13 protein-coding genes are annotated in these 16,951 nt (G+C 57.8%); 4 read left to right on the top strand and 9 right to left on the bottom strand.

The window, feature by feature from the left end; all coding sequences use genetic code 11:
• Positions 1-67 precede the first annotated feature (67 nt).
• Positions 68-1,522, top strand: coding sequence for a PLP-dependent aminotransferase family protein (locus JHD74_RS14030; protein ID WP_199062920.1), 1,455 nt, complete (start codon positions 68-70; stop codon positions 1,520-1,522).
• On the opposite strand, the gene JHD74_RS14025 is transcribed toward JHD74_RS14030, so the two are convergent.
• The 4 genes from JHD74_RS14025 to JHD74_RS14010 are packed head-to-tail and all read right to left on the bottom strand — an operon-like array spanning position 1,519 to position 5,179.
• Entirely contained in the window at positions 1,519-2,019 is a 501-nt protein-coding gene (locus JHD74_RS14025; protein ID WP_199062919.1) for a protein disulfide oxidoreductase, read from the bottom strand. The two genes, JHD74_RS14030 and JHD74_RS14025, sit on opposite strands and share 4 nt — an antisense overlap.
• Positions 2,012-2,728: a DsbA family protein gene (locus tag JHD74_RS14020; RefSeq protein WP_199062918.1), complete on the bottom strand. Its 717-nt coding sequence runs from the start codon at positions 2,726-2,728 to the stop codon at positions 2,012-2,014. The genes JHD74_RS14025 and JHD74_RS14020 overlap by 8 nt, the downstream gene beginning before the upstream one ends.
• A complete protein-coding gene (locus JHD74_RS14015; RefSeq protein ID WP_199062917.1) occupies positions 2,728-4,761 on the bottom strand; it encodes a protein-disulfide reductase DsbD in 2,034 nt (677 codons plus the stop codon). The genes JHD74_RS14020 and JHD74_RS14015 overlap by 1 nt, the downstream gene beginning before the upstream one ends.
• Positions 4,762-4,810: 49 nt before the next feature.
• Positions 4,811-5,179 (bottom strand): hypothetical protein, encoded by a 369-nt coding sequence (locus JHD74_RS14010; protein ID WP_024530642.1) that lies wholly within the window; start codon positions 5,177-5,179, stop codon positions 4,811-4,813.
• A 180-nt stretch (positions 5,180-5,359) separates the two neighbouring features.
• Here JHD74_RS14010 and flk point away from each other — a divergent pair, with 180 nt between their 5' ends.
• Positions 5,360-6,385 carry a flagella biosynthesis regulator Flk gene (flk, locus tag JHD74_RS14005; protein WP_199062916.1) on the top strand — a complete coding sequence of 342 codons (1,026 nt, stop codon included), beginning with the start codon at positions 5,360-5,362 and terminating at the stop codon, positions 6,383-6,385.
• Here flk and JHD74_RS14000 read toward each other — a convergent pair.
• Entirely contained in the window at positions 6,382-6,834 is a 453-nt protein-coding gene (locus JHD74_RS14000) for a rhodanese-like domain-containing protein (protein ID WP_199062915.1), read from the bottom strand. The two genes, flk and JHD74_RS14000, sit on opposite strands and share 4 nt — an antisense overlap.
• A gap of 92 nt (positions 6,835-6,926) precedes the next feature.
• Here JHD74_RS14000 and JHD74_RS13995 point away from each other — a divergent pair, with 92 nt between their 5' ends.
• A complete protein-coding gene (locus JHD74_RS13995) occupies positions 6,927-8,378 on the top strand; it encodes a PLP-dependent aminotransferase family protein (RefSeq protein ID WP_370592645.1) in 1,452 nt (483 codons plus the stop codon).
• Here JHD74_RS13995 and JHD74_RS13990 read toward each other — a convergent pair.
• A complete protein-coding gene (locus JHD74_RS13990) occupies positions 8,347-9,462 on the bottom strand; it encodes an SLC13 family permease (RefSeq protein WP_074028063.1) in 1,116 nt (371 codons plus the stop codon). The two genes, JHD74_RS13995 and JHD74_RS13990, sit on opposite strands and share 32 nt — an antisense overlap.
• A gap of 145 nt (positions 9,463-9,607) precedes the next feature.
• On the opposite strand from JHD74_RS13990, the gene apbE reads away from it, so the two are divergent.
• On the top strand, positions 9,608-10,639 hold the full coding sequence (gene apbE / locus JHD74_RS13985; protein ID WP_024530637.1) for an FAD:protein FMN transferase ApbE: 1,032 nt from the start codon (positions 9,608-9,610) through the stop codon (positions 10,637-10,639).
• Positions 10,640-11,104: 465 nt separating this feature from the next.
• On the opposite strand, the gene JHD74_RS13980 is transcribed toward apbE, so the two are convergent.
• From JHD74_RS13980 to JHD74_RS13970, 3 genes are read right to left on the bottom strand one after another with little or no spacing between them, the layout of a single operon-like run.
• Complete coding sequence (locus tag JHD74_RS13980; protein ID WP_024531290.1) at positions 11,105-14,248, bottom strand: efflux RND transporter permease subunit; 3,144 nt, start codon at positions 14,246-14,248, stop codon at positions 11,105-11,107.
• Positions 14,245-15,687 (bottom strand): efflux RND transporter periplasmic adaptor subunit, encoded by a 1,443-nt coding sequence (locus JHD74_RS13975; RefSeq protein ID WP_199062913.1) that lies wholly within the window; start codon positions 15,685-15,687, stop codon positions 14,245-14,247. Before JHD74_RS13975 ends, JHD74_RS13980 begins: the two co-directional genes overlap by 4 nt.
• Positions 15,684-16,943, bottom strand: coding sequence for a TolC family protein (locus JHD74_RS13970; protein WP_199062912.1), 1,260 nt, complete (start codon positions 16,941-16,943; stop codon positions 15,684-15,686). The genes JHD74_RS13975 and JHD74_RS13970 overlap by 4 nt, the downstream gene beginning before the upstream one ends.
• Between the last annotated feature and the right edge of the window lie 8 nt (positions 16,944-16,951).

Below are 16,951 nucleotides of genomic sequence, written 5' to 3'. Positions count from 1 at the left end.
TAATCGGTGCCAAGCCTTGTTACTCTGGGATATAGTGAAATCAGACTTATGTGACCGGGCCAATTTCATGCATATTCCACTGGATCGTCAGCAGGACATTCCGCTGTATCTACAGATCGAAGAAGCGCTGCGCCGCGCCATTCTTGGCGGCACCTTTGCCGATGGCGATAAGTTGCCGTCAACGCGCAGCCTGGCCGCCGAGCTTTCGGTCAGCCGCCTGACGGTGGAAAGTGCCTACGCCGAACTGACGGCCAAAGGATTGTTACAACAGCGGCGTGGCAGCGGCGCCTATGTCCGCCACCTGCAACCGGCCCCCATGCAGCAGCGGCCAGCATCCAGCGAGCTATTCCCTGCGGATCGTTTCACCACCACGACATCGCGTCTGGACGGTTATCCAGATATTCCGTTGCCGGAGCACATCATCAACTTTGCCGCTGGCGTCGGCAGCCCCAAGGTGTTCCCAATGGAGGCGTTCCGCAAGATCCTGCTGTCGATCCTCAGTCGTCATGCGGAAGAGGCCTTCAGCTACGGTGATTATTGTGGTTACTACCCGCTGCGCGACACGCTGGGCCGGATCTTGACGGCGCAAGGTATCCCTACCCGTGCCGAACAGGTGTTAATCACCAACGGCTCGCAACATGCCATCAGCCTGATTTTCCAAACTCTATTACGCCCAGGGGATACGGTGATTGTCGAAGAGCCCACCTATGCCGAAGCTTTGGGGTTGCTGCACCTGCACCAGATCAACATTGTTCCAGTGCCCAGCGATCGTTACGGCATGTGCGTTGAACAACTACCGGAGCTGATCGCACGACATCAGCCAAAAATGATCTACACCATCCCCAATTTCAATAACCCCACCGGGCGCTGTATGAGCGAAGCCCGACGCAGCCGCTTGCTGGCGTTGGCGCAGCAGGCCGGGATAGTGATCCTGGAGGACGACTTTGTTGGCGATCTGCGTTACAACGGTAAAAGCCTGCCGTCACTGCGCGCCATGGCTCCCACAGGCACGGTGATCTATGTCAGTACCTTCTCCAAAATGCTGCTGCCCAGTATGCGCATCGGTTATCTGGTAGCGGACAGCGAACAGTATCTGCAATTCTCACGGCTCAAGCATGTCGACAGCTTTACCAGTTCCAACCTGATCCAGCGCGCACTGGACGCCTTTGTCACCGTTGGCAGCTACGACAAGCAACTGCGTCGGGCGGGAAGGATATACCGCCAGCACCGTGATGCTATGGTGGCTGCATTAAGCGAGCACCTGCCACCGGGCTGTCGGTTTGAAATCCCAGCGGGAGGGCTGTTTATCTGGCTGGAATTGCCACCTGCCGTAAGCACCACAACGTTGATGCCAATAGCCTGGCAACAGGGTGTCACCTTTGCCCGTGGCGAATGCTTTTATGTTGAGGAGCAGCACGGTGCACATGGTTTGCGGTTGAATTTTGCCGCCAATACGCCGGAGTTGATTACCGAAGGGATCGCCCGGCTTTGCCGGGCGATTGTTAAGGTTATGGGGAATTAAACGCTGGCCCACCAGAGCCGCAGTTTCATGCCCCAATAGCTGGTCCAGCCGGTGGTGCTCTGCACCACCTTGCCTTGAGAGATCACCACAAGGGTCGGCGTCACGCCAATCTGCCACTGCGCCGACAGCTTGCCCTGCTCATCGTTAACCACCGGCATTTGCAGCTTCTTAGCCGCCAACCACTGTTCAACCTGCTGGTCATTGCCCGAACGCAGCGCCACGGTCATCACATTAGCGCCGTTTGCTACCAGCTTGGCCACGTAAGGCGTGGTAAAGCGACAAACCCCGCACCAACTGGCCCAGAAATAGACCAACAAAGGCTTATCCTGGCTGAGCTGCGCCAACGACACCGGCTCTCCGTCCAGGGTTTCCAGCATCTGTTGGTCAAAGGTCAAGGGAGCCTGCGGGGCCCGCCACCAATCCATGGCGAACATCGCCCCCAGCACGAGCAACAGCAAAATCAGCAGTTCGCGCGCCCAGCGCCGCAACCTAGCCATTTTTTACCTTCGCCAATTGCTGCTTCACTAGCGCTTCCAGATCCTCATAAGACACCGCGCCCGGCAGCATCTGATCGCCAATCAAGGTGGCCGGCGTTCCCTGCACGCCAAACTGTTCCGCCAACTGCATATTGGTGCGCAGCGAGGTCATACTCTGCTCGCTGGGAGCAACCGGCTTAACGCCAGTTTTCTCTTGCGCTGCGGCGATGCTGGCATTGTCATGAAAGCCTTTTTTTGCCATCAGGCGCTGATGCAACGACCAGAACTGTTCAGGATGCTGTTCCCAAGCCGTCAACGCCACCCGTGATGAGGCGATCGAGCTTTCCCCTTTGAACGGCAGCAGTTTCACCACCAGCGCCACATCGGGATATTTGCTGACGATCTTCTCCAACATCGGATCAAACTGCTTACAGTACGGGCAGTTGTAATCGGTGAAAGCCACCAGAGTCAGCTTGGCATTCTTGGGCCCCAATCTTGGGCTGGCAGGATCGTCAAACAGGATTTTGCTATTTTGCTCAATCGCCTGGCCGAGTTGTTGGCCGTTGGTTTGCTGCTGCCAGGCGTTAACCGCTTCCGCCAGAATATCCGGGTTAGAGACCAGCGTTTCGCGGATCAGCTCTTTGATCCGCACTTCCTGCTCGGCGGTGAAAGGAGCCGCAGCCCAGACCGGGGTGACAATCAGCAGCAGTAACATCAGTAACTTGTTCATTATTGGTTTCCTTTGGCAGTAGACAGGGCTTGCAGAACGGCTTCGCGGGTGAGCAGCGGTGACAGCACTTCGCCGTCTGGCGAGCCGGGGCCATAGATTTGGTTAAAGGGAACGGCAACGCTGCCGCGCTGTTGCAGGAAGGCCGAGATGGTTTCCGACGGGCGGCTCCAATCACCGCGCAACGCCACCACATCCCCGGCGGTCAGTGCTTTTTGCACCTCGTCGCGCAGCAATACGTTGTATTTATTAGCCTTGCAGGTTACGCACCAGTCGGCGGTCACGTCGACAAACACCCGCTTGTTGTCGGCCAACGCCTGCACAATCGCCTGCTCAGAAAGCGGTTGCCAGGCGATGTTGTCGTGTAACGGCTGTCGCCACTGGTTGGCCGTCAACGATCCCACCAGCAATGCCAAACCGCCTACCACCAGCACGCTTGCCGCCGCGATCCCCGCTGACCGGGCACCTAACCGTTGCCACACCGCCAGCAATAAACCAAGCAGCAAGATGGCACCGACAATCAGAGTCGGCCTCACGCCGATATGGTTGGTCATCAGGCTAAGCAGCCAGAGCGAAGACACCAGCATCAGTAGACCTAGTACCAGCCTCATCCCATTCATCCAGTGGCCAGGGCGCGGCAGGCATAACGCCAACGTTGGCCATGCGGCAATCAGCAACCAGGGCAGGCTCATACCAATTCCCAGAGCCACAAACATACCCCAAAGCACCGGCAACGGGGCCGCCAATGCAAAGGCGACTGCCGTTCCCAGGAAAGGTGCCGAGCAAGGCGTTGCCAGCAGCGTGGCAAACGCTCCTTGCCAGAAATGACCGCTCAAGCCACGCCCGTTATGAGTGGCCAGCTTGGTATTCAACGAGGAAGAGAGTTGCAGGTGGAACAGGCCGAACAGATTGGCGCTGAACAGCAGCGTCACCAGCACCATAAAACCGATAAACCACGGGTTTTGGAATTGGATCCCCCAGCCCAGCGCGTGATTGCTCAGGCGCAGCAGCGTCATCAACAAGGCCAGCGCCATGAATGACACTACGATCCCCAAGGAAGAGGCCAGAAATTGCCAACGCACGCTACGCCGATCGCGCTGTTCGACCTGTAAGATGGAGCCTAGCTTCATCCCCAGCACCGGCAGCACACAAGGCATCAGGTTAAGAATGAAACCGCCCGCTAACGCCATCAACACCGCTTGCCACAAGGGGAAAGCTGCGCTGGAGGGTAAAACAAGCGGCCCGCCAATGGTCAGCGTAGCCTCCTGAGCGATCCCAGCATCGCTGATAACCAGCCGCAGCTGTTTACCGCGCAGATCCGGTGCTGCGTCTCCCCAGCCATCACTCACGGGAACTCGCGCTTGCAGTTTCTCGCCATCACTGCTGACCGTTGGCTTGCCTAAATCGGCCCCCGCCACCGTATCAAAGAACAGCTCAGGCTGCTGCCAACCCGCACTACGTTCCGCGCTAATCTGCAACTCGCCGTTGTGATAACCGGCGCGCAGGCTGTCCACCAGCCCGTTGGCAATCGGCACCTGCCCCATCGCCTGAGCAAAGTCGTGATTGAACTGCGGACCAGCCGGGGTGGTGAGATCCAGTTTGAACGGATAGTCAGTGAGGATACAGACATTGCTACAGGTGGATAAGGTAAGCGTTCCCGCCAGTTGCTGCGGCGCAGCCCCCTTTAACACGATGGGCAGCGTAACCCGCTGCTGATAGCCCTGCGTCGAGATCCCTGCCACGTCAAAGCGCTGCGGCGTTGGCCAGAACCAGGTTGCCGGTGGTGGGTTGCCCTGCCAGGTGATAGCCGGCGCAATGCCCCCTTCCCCTGGTGAGCGCCAGTAGGTTTTCCATCCTTTTTCCAGCTCAACAGCGAGCAGCACACGGGTTTCGTCCCCGTTGCTGGCGTCGGCACGCAGCCTGACTTGCGCATGATCGTTCTGCGGGCTTTGCAGCCAGCCGCTATCCGCTGCCTGTGTCGCAGGTAGCCAAAGCACTAACAGGCAAGCCAACGCCAGCCTGATGATATTCCACATAGTTGTTCTCCATAAATAAATTAGTCACTCGGTTTGACGAGGGATTAACTCATTCACGGAACACGCATAATCGCAGATGCACCCTGAGGGTGGTGGGGGAAATAACGCGTATAGGAGGGTACGGCAGGCGTGGAGCAATGATCGGAGCCAGCAGGACCAGCAACATCCCCAGGCCAAACAGCACGTTTTCAAACATCACCGGTGGAGAAGCCAACAGCGATTTGGCACTCAGCTCACAAGGGGTCGTGGTGGTGGCCTCTTCATCACCGCTGGCCGAGGATTGGCTAACGCTGACAGTGGGCAGGCCAAGGGCCAGCTGCAAGGTATGCAAGCCCGCCATGCGCTGGGTGAGGCACGTCAGTACCACCAGGCAAGCCAGGGTTAAAAACCATTTTGCAATCCGCTGCCGATTTATCATCACGCCCTCAATGCCGTATCTGCGCCTATCTTAGCGGCGCAAATAGGATAAGCAACGATTGGCCTGTAAAGAAATGTCTGGCGGCGGTATTGATGGCACGAAATTACAGGTATCATAAGCGATTAAGCCTGTGCTTTTCGCCGGGTATGTCGACTCTATACACTGCGAAGGACTGGTGATATGCAACCATTAAGTGGACCTGGCGCTCCTGGCGCAGCCGATCACCCTCCTACCGCTGGCATTGCGCCCCCTGCCGACGATCAACCGCTCTCCCCGGCCCAACGCACCCAGTTGGAAAAACTGATCGTCAAAATCATGGCCCTCAGCCCAGCCAAATCCGCCGAGATCTGGGTCACGCTGCGTCATGAATTAGGGGCGGATAACCACAGCGAACTGTTGGCACGCCATTTCCAACCGGCGGAACAGCTACTGCAAAACCGCCTTACCGTGGCACAACAGAGCCATGCCAGCCGCCAACTGCTGCAACAGCTCACCGAACTGCTGCCACAAGGCAATAACCGCCAGGCGGTCAGCGACTTTATCCGCCAGCAATTTGGCCATACGGTGTTAAGCCAGCTGAGCCACCCGCAACTCCAGCAAGTGTTGAACCTGCTGCGAACCGGCGAACTGACAATCCCTCACCCGCAACAAACGGCCACCAGCGATCGTTCGCTGCTGCCTGCGGAACATCAGCACTTGCAGCAGCAGGTCACCAAGCTCAGCGCGGCTACCGGTGAGACAACGGCCAAACTCTGGCAGGCACTGTTCGATCTGGTCGGGGTAAAAATCAACGATCCGTTGCCCGCACGCCACTTTCAACTGCTCAGTCAGTTTATGCAGGTGAAATTGGCGCTCAGCCCGCAAACGGCGCCGACGCTGCAAAACCTGCTGGCGGTATTGAAACAGCCAGCAGACCAGCAGGAGCAGCAACAGCTCAATGACTATTGCCAGAACCGCTTTAACGGCAGCCTCAATACGCCGTTGACCCACGCGCAGCTAAACGACGTGATCCAGCAACTGTTTACCCGCCGTCTTGACAAGGCTGGCCACGCTCCGTCATTACACAGTGACGTCCAACAGCCACAACCATTGCTTAACCCGCTAATCGCCGCCCTGCCGCAGCCTTTACAGTCGGTGTTCAGTAAGCCTTTGGCGCTGGTTGTCGGCGTTATCGTATTGGCATTGGTACTTTGGGCGCTGTTTTAACAGCCGCACTCCGGTGCTTTATCCCGCCCCTGCATCGTTCCCTGCTCAACACCGATGGCCACCGGATGGCCATCGCGTAGCCAGAAATCCAGCCCGCCAATCAGCTCTTTGACCCGAAAACCGAGCTTGGCCAACTTGTATGCCCCCTGGGTGGAACCGTTACAGCCGATACCGTCGCAGTAGGTGACATAGACCTTGTCACGATCGAGAGATGAGGTGCTGCTTTCATCCATTAAGCGGTGGGGAAAGCTCAGCGCTCCAGGAATATGCCCGGCGGAGTAAAGCGCGCTGGCACGGGTATCGATCACCACAATCTCGCTGACGCCATTGCGCAAATCTTCCGCCACATCCGCCGAGTCGGCGTAAAAGCTGAGCTTAGCCGCCAGATACTCCAGGCTTTGTGCTACCGCTGCCGGGGGAAAAGCCAATACCAGTGAAGAGACGTTCATAGTGCAACTCCAGTGCCTTAAGGTTGATGACAATAGTGCCTGATTTTGGTCTTATGGTTGAGACCCATTTTACCAAGGTAATAAGACCGATTATGTCTCAGGTATTGCTGACGCTATTTCAACAGGCGGATAACGCGAAGGGCACGCTACGTGAGCGAGTGTGTAATACGCTACGCACGGCGATCCATAGCGGCACGTTAAGCGCGGGCCAGCGGCTGCCCTCCTCGCGGGTTCTGGCGGCCGATCTGGGCGTCTCACGGGTTACCGCCGAAGCCGCCTATGCGCAGCTGGAAGCCGAGGGATATCTACATCGCCGGGTGGGTCAAGGCACCTCTGTCGCTATCCAGATCGCCAAGCCTGCGCCAATACGCAAATCCAGCGGCCAACTGCGGCTCTCACAGCGCGGTTTGGCGATTTTGCAAACCGGAGGCTGCCGTGATCCACAGCAGCCACTGCCGTTTGCTGCTGGTTCACCGGATCTGCGCGCCTTCCCTCTGAAGCTGTGGCAACAGCTCACTGCCCAACGGTTGCGGCTACAGGGGGAAAAACTGCTGCGTTATGGCGATCCCCAAGGCTACTTGCCGCTGCGTGAAGCCATTGCCGGTTACGTCTGCCAAACCCGAGGCGTGAACTGCGACGCGGAACAGGTGATCGTACTGACCAGCTCCCAACAGGCATTGCAGTTGATTGCCACCTTGCTGATCGATAGCGGAGATGTGGTGTGGGTCGAGGAGCCTGGTTACAACGGAGCCAAGAATGCATTTACCAGCGCGGGAGCTAATCTGGTACCGGTTGCGGTGGATGAGGCCGGGCTACAGCCAGACGGCTCGTTACCTGCCCCTCGCCTGATCTATCTGACGCCTTCGCATCAGTACCCCACCGGCGTGGCACTCAGCCTGGAGCGGCGATTGGCCCTGTTGGAACAGGCGCGGCAATCGCAAAGTTGGATTATTGAGGATGACTACGACAGCGAGTTTCACTATGACGGCCAACCGATGCCCGCCATGCAGGGTCTGGATCGCCACGGCACGGTGCTGTACGTCGGCACCTTCTCCAAAGCGCTGTTCCCTTCGTTACGTCTGGCCTATCTGATTGTACCCCCCGCGCTGGTGACGGCGTTTACCACCGCACGTTCGGTCTATGACGGCCATTGCGCCCAGTTGGCACAGGCCGTCACGGCAGAGTTTATTCTGCAAGGGCATTTTGCTGCCCACATTCGCTACATGCGCCAACTCTATCGCAGCCGCCGCGATTGGCTACTGACGCAGCTTGCACAGTACCTGGGGCATTTTGCCACACCACAGCACGCGTACGGCGGGCTACAGCTCGGCGTTTGGCTACCGGAGGGCCAAGAGGCAGAACTGACCCGACAGGCGCAACAGCTAGGCGTCATTACCCCCGGTCTGTCCACACAATATCAGAACACCCGCGCCAGACGCGACGGCTGGTTATTGGGGTTCTCCGCCCTTACGCCAGGGGAGATAACGCTGGCCGTCGAGCGGCTGAGTCGAATTAACGCAGTAACAACCACCCCACCAACGTAGCCCAGGCCAGGAACGGTATCGAATAGTAATGGAACCGCAGCCAGATTTGGCGTTCTCCCGCCATCCGCAGGGCGATCAGGTTCGCCAGTGAGCCGATCGCCAGGCCAAATCCCCCGGCGTTTACCGCATAGGCCACCAAGGCGCTGGAAGGTACATAGTTCAACAACAAAATGGTCGCCGGAACGTTGCTGATCACTTGGGATAACGCGATCCCCAACACATACACGCTGCCGTCCGCCAGCGAGGCAATCTGGTCAAACAACGGCTGCAGCGCTGGCAGTTGGGTCAGCAAGCCAATATTGATAAACATGGCGAGAAATACAAAGATCAGGCTCCAGTCAATCTGCAGCAGCACCTGCCGAGCCAACAGTAGAAAACCGGCAAACACCAGTAACACGCCATACAACGGCACGTCCAAATCCAGACAGATCAGAAAGGCCACATACAGCGCGACACTGGCCAGCAACAGACGCAATTGATAAGGATAAGGTTGGGTGTTTGGGGCTTTAACAATTTTCCGCGCCGGGAAGCTGAACCAGGTGACCACCAGCAGGCTCAGCATCATAAGAATGCCAAACGGTGCCATGCGCCCGATAAACTCCATAAAGGTCAGCGAAGACTTGCTCCACAGCAAAATATTCTGCGGATTGCCAATCGGCGTCAGCAACGACCCGGCGTTAACCGCCAGTGCCTGGAAGATGATCAGGCGGCTGATCGGTAGTGAAGAGAGCTTTTTCAGCGTAATGGTCAACGGAATAACGATAAACAGTGCCACATCGTTGGTGAGAAACGACGACAGCACCGCAGCGGCACACACCAGAAACAGTGCCAGTGAGCGTTCACTTTGCAGGGTGTTCACGATCTGGCGGCCGATAAAATCGAAATAGCCGCTAACCTCAACGCCTTTGGTCAGCAGCATCAACCCCAGCAGGGTCATGATGGTGCGCCAATCGATAAAGCCAGAGAGTGCCCTCAGCGGCTGTGGTCCAATGGCGTACAGCAGCATCCCCATCAGCAGCAACGCATGCAGGAAGCGGTCATGCAAAAATGGCCTCAACAAACTGGTCACCGCATTTGAACTCATGGATTTACTCTTATTTTTCAAGCGAAGACTGGAAAACGACGTTAGCCGAAGCTCTTGAATGACGCCAGTAAAAAAGCACGTTGCCCTTTCCATTTATCGTATTTTGTTTTATACCCGTCGTCTTTCCCTGCTTTTAGGATTTTCTATGGCCAATTCCATTGCCAAAAGGCTGCTGCTCAGCGCGGCGCTGATGCTGCTAGCCGCCTGTAACGATGCCAACACCCGCCCCCAGATCGACATCGAAGGCAAAACCATGGGGACGTTCTATAGCGTGAAGGTCAGCGGCACTGTCACCGAGAGCAAACAACAATTGCAGCAGGAGATCGATGCACTGCTGGAGCAGGCCAACGACGATATTTCCACCTACCGCCCCGATTCGGTGTTATCCCGCTTCAACCAGAACACCACGGCCGAGCCGCAGCCCATCCCCCGTGGAATGGCCGATATCATCCTCACCGCTCAGCGCATTGGCCGTGATACCGGGGGCGCGATGGATATCACCGTCGGTCCATTGGTTAACCTGTGGGGATTCGGCCCGGACAAGCGGGCCGTCAAAGTCCCCAGCCAGCAGCAAATCGATGCAGCCCGCCAGCATATTGGCCTACAGCATCTGAAATTACTCAGCGACAATCGGGGTGAATGGCTGCAAAAAGATCTGCCGGAAATGTATGTCGATCTCTCTACGCTGGGCGAAGGTTACGGGGTGGATCAGTTGGTCCAGTTAATGGCGCGCAAAGGCATCACCAACTATCTGGTCTCGGTGGGCGGAGCCGTTTCATCACGCGGCGTGAATGGCCAGAACAAGCCTTGGCGGGTGGCGATCCAAAAGCCCACCGACCGGGAAAATGCGGTGCAGGCGCTGGTTGATCTGCAAGGCTATGGCATCAGCACCTCGGGGAGCTACCGTAACTACTTTGAGCAGGACGGTCAGCGCTATTCCCACGTGATCGATCCCGTCACCGGGCGGCCAATCACCCATAAGCTGGTTTCCGCCACGGTCATTGCCCCTACGGCGTTGGAAGCCGATGGTTGGGACACCGGGTTGATGGTGCTGGGCACGGAAAAAGCGCTGAAACTGGCCGAAGAGAAAGGGTTGGCGGTGTATTTGATCAGCAAAACCGATGACGGCTTCAGCGCGGTGATGACGCCGCAGTTTAAGGCGTTTTTGGTGCAGTAAAGAGTTTTGGCTCACGTGTTGTCCCCTCACCCTAACCCTCTCCCGCAGGGAGAGGGGACCGTTCGAGTTCGCTATTCGTTACAGCAACTTACCTGACCATGGCACTAATCAACTACCTTTTACCCAGCTAACAGATTGATCACAGCACCTTGCCAGCTCCCTCTCACAAGGAAAGTGGACCGTTCGAGTTCGCTTTTCGTTACAGAAACTTACCTGACCATGGCACTAAATCAACTGCCTTTTACCCTGCAAGCAGATTGATCACAGCACCTTGCCACAACACCGTGCCAGCGCCCTCTCCCTGTGGGAGGGGACCGTTCGAGTTCGCTATTCGTCACAGAAACTTACCCGACCATGGCACTAATCAACTGCCTTTTACCCTGCTAGCAGATTGATCACGGCACCTTGCCACAACACCGTGCCAGCTCCCTCTCCCTGTGGGAGAGGGTTGGGGTGAGGGGTCGATTACTCCACTTTCTCACCAGGTTTTTCATCCTTACGGTGCAGCAGCGAATACACCGCCGGGATCACCAGCATCGATAGCAATGGCGCACTCACCATACCGCCAATCATCGGTGCGGCAATCCGCTGCATCACCTCTGAGCCAGCACCACCGCCCCACATAATCGGCAGTAAACCGGCCATAATGGTCGCCACCGTCATTACCTTCGGCCTGACGCGCAACACCGCCCCTTCGCTAATCGCCGCCATTAGTTGCTGATGACTCAACGGCTGGCCCGGTTGACGATGTTTCGCCAGCGCCTGATTAAGGTACAGCACCATAATTACGCCAAACTCCGCCGCCACCCCGGCAAGGGCAATAAAGCCCACCGCCCCCGCCACCGACAGGTTGTAATCGAGCAGATACAGCAGCCAGACACCACCTATCAGCGCAAACGGCAGCGTCGCCATGATCAGCAGCGCATCGCTCACGCTGTTGAAGGTGACAAACAGCAGCACAAAGATGATCGCCAGCGTTACCGGCAGCACAATCTTCAACTGGGCGCTAGCGCGTTCCAGATACTCAAACTGCCCGGACCAACTGAGGGAAACCCCGGCTGGCAACTTCACCTGCTGTGCCACCACCTGCTGCATCTCTTCCACCGCCGATTTCAAATCGCGCCCGCGCAGATCGACATAGATCCAATCGGAAAGCCGGGCATTCTCGCTTTTCAGCATTGGTGGCCCCTCGGTGATGCGAATATCCGCCAGTTCTGCCAAAGGTACTTGCCCACCGGTCGCCGTCACCACCGGCAATTCACGCAGCTTTTGCAGCGAATCACGGATCTCCCTTGGGTAACGGACGTTGATCGGATAACGTGCACGCCCTTCAATGGTTTCAGCGATGTTTTCCCCACCCACCAGCGTAGCAACCACCGATTGCAGCTCTTTCACCGAAACGCCGTAACGCGCGGCACGCTGGCGATCGATATCGATATCCACATAGCGCCCTCCAGCCAGGCGTTCCGCCAGCGCGGAAGTCACACCTGGAACCTGCTTCACCACCTGCTCAATCTGGCTGGCCGCCTGCTCAATATCGGCAATATTGCTGCCGTTGACCTTGATGCCTACCGGGCTTTTGATACCGGTCGCCAGCATATCCAGACGGTTACGGATCGGCGGCACCCAGACGTTGGCAATGCCGGGCACCTTGACCACGCTGTCCAGTTCGGACACCAGTTTGTCCATCGTCATGCCGGGCCGCCACTGGTCGCGGGGCTTAAAGCGAATGGTGGTTTCCAACATGGTTAGTGGAGCCGGATCGGTTGCCGTCTCCGCCCGCCCGGCCTTGCCAAAGACCGTGTCCACTTCCGGCACGGTTTTGATCAACCTGTCGGTCAATTGCAGCAGCCGTGCCGCCTCACGGGCCGATATCCCCGGCAGGGTCGAAGGCATATACAGCAGATCTCCTTCGTCCAACGGTGGCATAAACTCGCTGCCCAGACGGCTGAGTGGGAATAAGGTCAGCACCAACAGCAGTGCGGAAATCCCCAGGGTGGTTTTAGGCCGTGCCAGCACCGCCGCCAGCAACGGCTGATACATGCGGATCAAGGCGCGATTGATCGGATTGGCATGTTCGTCCGGAATGCGGCCCCGGATAAAATAGCCCATCAGCACCGGTACCAGCGTGATGCCCAATCCGGCGGATACCGCCATTGCATAGGTTTTGGTGAACGCCAATGGCGCAAACATCCGCCCTTCCTGCGCCTGTAACGAAAACACCGGAATAAACGACAGGGTGATGATCAACAGACTACAGAACAGCGCCGGGCCAACCTCCACCGCCGCCTGCTCTGAGATGTGCCAGTAATCTTTTGAGGTGGGCTGCTGGCCGGGATGGCGTTGCCGCCACTGCTCCAGCACTTTGTGCATGTTTTCGATCATCACAATCGCCGCATCCACCATCGCGCCGATGGCAATGGCGATCCCCCCCAGCGACATGATGTTGGCATTAACGCCCTGGTAATGCATCACCACAAAGGCACCCAGGATCCCCAGCGGCAGAGTCACCATCGCCACCAGTGCCGAACGGAAGTGGGACAGGAATAAAGCGCACACCACCGCGACCACCAGGAACTCTTCCAACAGCTTGAATGACAGCGTATCGATCGCGTTTTCGATCAGTTGCGATCGATCATAAACCGGCACGATCTCCACGCCCGGCGGCAGGGTGTGCTGAAGCTGTTGCAGTTTGGCCTTCAGCGCATTAATGGTTTCCAGCGCATTCTTACCGTAGCGCATGACCACAATACCGCCCGCCACTTCACCTTCACCGTTGAGTTCTGCCACACCACGGCGGATTTCCGGCCCCTCACGTAATTCTGCCACTTGTGACAACAGGATCGGAACACCGTCGCGGGCGGTGATCACCACGTTATTAAAGTCGGCGAGTTTTTTCAGGTAGCCGGAGGTACGTACCATATACTCAGCCTCCCCCATCTCCAGCAGCGCACCACCGCCTTCCTGGTTGGCATCCTGAATGGCGCTCACCACCTGCTGATGGGTAATATTCAGCGCCCGCATACTTTGCGGATTTAATATCACCTGATATTGCCGCACCATGCCGCCAACGCTGGCCACTTCCGCCACGTTAGGCACGGTTTTCAGTTCGAATTTGAGCGTCCAGTCCTGCAAGGCACGCAGATCCGCCAGGCTGTGTTTACCAGTACGATCGACCAGCGCATACTCATAAACCCAGCCAACACCGGTAGCATCCGGCCCCAGCGCCACTTTGACCTGCGGCGGCAACGAGGACTGCACCTGGCTGAGTGACTCCAACACCCGCGAACGCGCCCAGTAAGGATCGGTACCGTCTTCAAACAGAATGTAGACGTAGGCGTCGCCGAACATCGAGAAGCCCCGCACCGTGCTGGCTCCAGGCACCGTCAGCATGGTAGTGGTCAGCGGGTAGGTCACCTGATCTTCGATCACCTGCGGCGCTTTGCCCGGATAGGTCGCCCGGACGATCACCTGCACGTCAGACAGATCGGGCAGCGCATCCAGCGGTGCCTTCTGCAACGCCCATACGCCCCACCCGGCCAGCAGTATCGAAGCCAGTAATACCAACAGGCGATTGCGTATCGACCAGCGGATCACGGAGGCGATCATTGATGGCCTCCTTGCTGCATGATCTGGCTAATGTGCGAGCCATTTTCATCCACGCTAAAGTGGAACATCACCTTGCTGCCGATGCCAATCCCGGCGGGTAAGCCACCCGCAGGCAGTGTGAAATCCATGGTCATCGCGGGCCATTGCAACTCTGCGACCGGATCGTGCGACAGCGTGACGGTAACATTATCCACCGCCTCTACCACGCCCAGCGTCTGATACTGTTTTTCCCCCTCCTGCGCGGCCATCTGTGGCAAGGCGCTGCGCATGCTGGCTTCGGAATCAATCAGGAACTGGCCTGAGGTGACCACCTGTTGCCCGGCTTGCAGACCCTGTTTGATTTCTACCCAACCGTCCTGTGCCAGGCCGGCGACCACGTCAACCGGAGCAAAGTGGCCGTTCCCTTCCGCCACCAGCACCCGGTTGCGATCGCCACTGCCGATCAGGGCCTCCTGCGGGATAGCCAGCACTGGCTTGGCCCCGGCGTTTTGCGCCAGTTGCACCTGCAAATACATGCCCGGTTTCAGGCGCTGTTGGGGATTTTTCAGCACGATACGTGCTTTAAAGGTACGGGTAAGCGGATCGACGTTAGGCAGCAGCTCGCTAACCTCCCCGGTAAAGCGTTCACCCGGCCAACTGGCGGAGCTGGCTGCCACTGCATCGCCAACCTGTAACAGCCCGGCCTGCGCCTGCGGGTAATCAATCACCATCCACACCGGATCGAGACTGGCCAGCTCAAACAGGCCCTGCGTCGCGGTGACCTGCATCCCTTCCCGTGCGTCCAGCTTGTTGATAAACCCACTCTCCGGGGCGGTAATGGTAATGCGGGTCTGGGGTTGGCCACTGCGTTCAACATGGCGAATGATGGCTTCAGGCATAAACTGCAATGCCAGACGCTGGCGGGCGGCAGAGGTCAGTGCGCTATCGCCCAGTTTGCGGATCGCCAGGTATTCCTGCTGTGCAGCACTCCAATCCGGGATCCATAGCTGTGCTAACGCTTGCCCTTTCTTTACCTGCTGCTGGCTGGCACGCACATAGAGTTTATCTATCAGCCCATTGGCCCGGGCGGCAATGACCTGCACGCCGCGTTCATCGGTGGCAACGCTGCCATAGGCATCAAGCTGCAAATTCAATTCACGCAGTTGTGCTGCCGTTGTACGGACGCCCAGATTCTGCTGCTGCCGGGCGCTGATAGTGACACCCCCATCATCCTGCTGCTCATCGGCATAGCGTGGCACCAGTTCCATATCCATAAACGGCGATTTGCCCGGCTTATCAAAACGCTGGCCTGGCACCATCGGATCGTACCAGTACAGCACCTGCCGTTCGGCACCGTCGCTAGCGGGTTGCGCCGCGGTTTTTTCCCCGGCAAACCAGTAACCGCCCATAGCACCGCCCAATAGGGCGGCTAACAGCGTCAGGCTAAAACGCATTTTCATGACTTTGCCTCCTGCACGGTGAGATAACGAATGGCAGCCCACAACTGAGCCAATTCACGCGCGGCCTTACCGGCGCTAAGGCGGCTGTCGAGCAAGGCCCGGCGCGCCTCCAACACCGAGGAGAGATCGCTTTTGCCACTGCGGTATTGTGCCAGTTGCAGTGCCACACGCTGTTGCTGCAGCGGTATCGCCTGCTGTTGCTGACGCTGCCATTGCGCCTGCGCGGCCTGATACTGCGCCAGCAGGGTATCTAGCTGGGCCTGATGATCGCGGATCAATAACGTCAGTTGGTCGTTGGCCTCCATCGAACGGGAAACGTCAGCGGCATAGTCCTTATCCTGACGTTGGGAGCGGAACAGGGGCAGATCGACGGTAAACATCACACCTGCCATATCCTCATAGCCATCGGCCCGTTTGCCATACGACACCTCTATGCCCACATCCGGAATGGCGGCCACCTCAGACTGCGCCGATCGCGCCTTGGCCACATCGGCCTCACGGCTGGCCTGCACCACCTCTGGATGCTGTTTAATCGCCTGCCGTAACAGGTTGCTCTCGGCGGGCAGGCGCTCGAAGCGTGGCAACGGGCCACCGATCCCCTCCACCTGCTGCCCGGTCAACTGGGTCAAGCGCGCCTGGGCGATGGTGACATCACGCTGCGCCTCACTAAGCCGATCCTGCATCGCCAACAGCGTCAAACGAGCATCGATAACGTTAGCGGCGGGCGAACTGCCACTGGCTACTCCGGCATGTTGCGCGGCGATCTGACGCTCACTCTCCTTGAGCAAGGCCGTAGCATCCTTCAGCGTCTGCTGGCTCAACGCCAACTCCAACCAGGCTTGTGCCGTCTGCTGCTGCAAGCGGGCGCGGATCGTCGCACTGCTGGCTTCGGTTTTATTGGCCTCGGCCCGTAGGGTATCCGCCTTACTTTGGCGTTTGGTGCTGCTGACATAATCCTGCATGATGCCAACCCGCTCCATGGTCATCCCCTCACGAGTCAAACGCCGGGCGTTACCGCCTTGTACCGGCACGTTTTCAATGCCGAATTTCAGCTTGGGATCGGGCAATTCCATCGCCGAATCCGCCATGTTTTGCAGCGCGTTCACCTGATGTTGATTAGCCGAAAGCTCGGCGGAATAGCGCTCAGCCGCCGCCAACGATTGCTCCAACGTCAGGCCGGTTGCCTGTGCACTCGCCGTCCAACAGGCGAGCAGCAGCCAGCCCACCCGTAATGGGTGAGAAAGTAGTCTGGACATGGTGCCCC

The organism is Serratia sp. ASV30, from assembly GCF_016428815.1.
GTDB classification, from domain to species: Bacteria; Pseudomonadota; Gammaproteobacteria; order Enterobacterales; family Enterobacteriaceae; genus Chania; species Chania fonticola_C.
The sequence above is the reverse complement of the archived record's forward strand: the minus strand, read 5'-3'. Positions and strand labels throughout refer to the sequence as shown.

Coding starts and splice junctions, on each gene's coding strand:
- JHD74_RS14030 (WP_199062920.1), top strand. CDS start 68: ATGCATATTCCACTGGATCGTCAGCAGGACATTCCGCTGTATCTACAG.
- JHD74_RS14025 (WP_199062919.1), bottom strand. CDS start 2,019: ATGGCTAGGTTGCGGCGCTGGGCGCGCGAACTGCTGATTTTGCTGTTG.
- JHD74_RS14020 (WP_199062918.1), bottom strand. CDS start 2,728: ATGAACAAGTTACTGATGTTACTGCTGCTGATTGTCACCCCGGTCTGG.
- JHD74_RS14015 (WP_199062917.1), bottom strand. CDS start 4,761: ATGTGGAATATCATCAGGCTGGCGTTGGCTTGCCTGTTAGTGCTTTGG.
- JHD74_RS14010 (WP_024530642.1), bottom strand. CDS start 5,179: ATGATAAATCGGCAGCGGATTGCAAAATGGTTTTTAACCCTGGCTTGC.
- flk (WP_199062916.1), top strand. CDS start 5,360: ATGCAACCATTAAGTGGACCTGGCGCTCCTGGCGCAGCCGATCACCCT.
- JHD74_RS14000 (WP_199062915.1), bottom strand. CDS start 6,834: ATGAACGTCTCTTCACTGGTATTGGCTTTTCCCCCGGCAGCGGTAGCA.
- JHD74_RS13995 (WP_370592645.1), top strand. CDS start 6,927: ATGTCTCAGGTATTGCTGACGCTATTTCAACAGGCGGATAACGCGAAG.
- JHD74_RS13990 (WP_074028063.1), bottom strand. CDS start 9,462: ATGAGTTCAAATGCGGTGACCAGTTTGTTGAGGCCATTTTTGCATGAC.
- apbE (WP_024530637.1), top strand. CDS start 9,608: ATGGCCAATTCCATTGCCAAAAGGCTGCTGCTCAGCGCGGCGCTGATG.
- JHD74_RS13980 (WP_024531290.1), bottom strand. CDS start 14,248: ATGATCGCCTCCGTGATCCGCTGGTCGATACGCAATCGCCTGTTGGTA.
- JHD74_RS13975 (WP_199062913.1), bottom strand. CDS start 15,687: ATGAAAATGCGTTTTAGCCTGACGCTGTTAGCCGCCCTATTGGGCGGT.
- JHD74_RS13970 (WP_199062912.1), bottom strand. CDS start 16,943: ATGTCCAGACTACTTTCTCACCCATTACGGGTGGGCTGGCTGCTGCTC.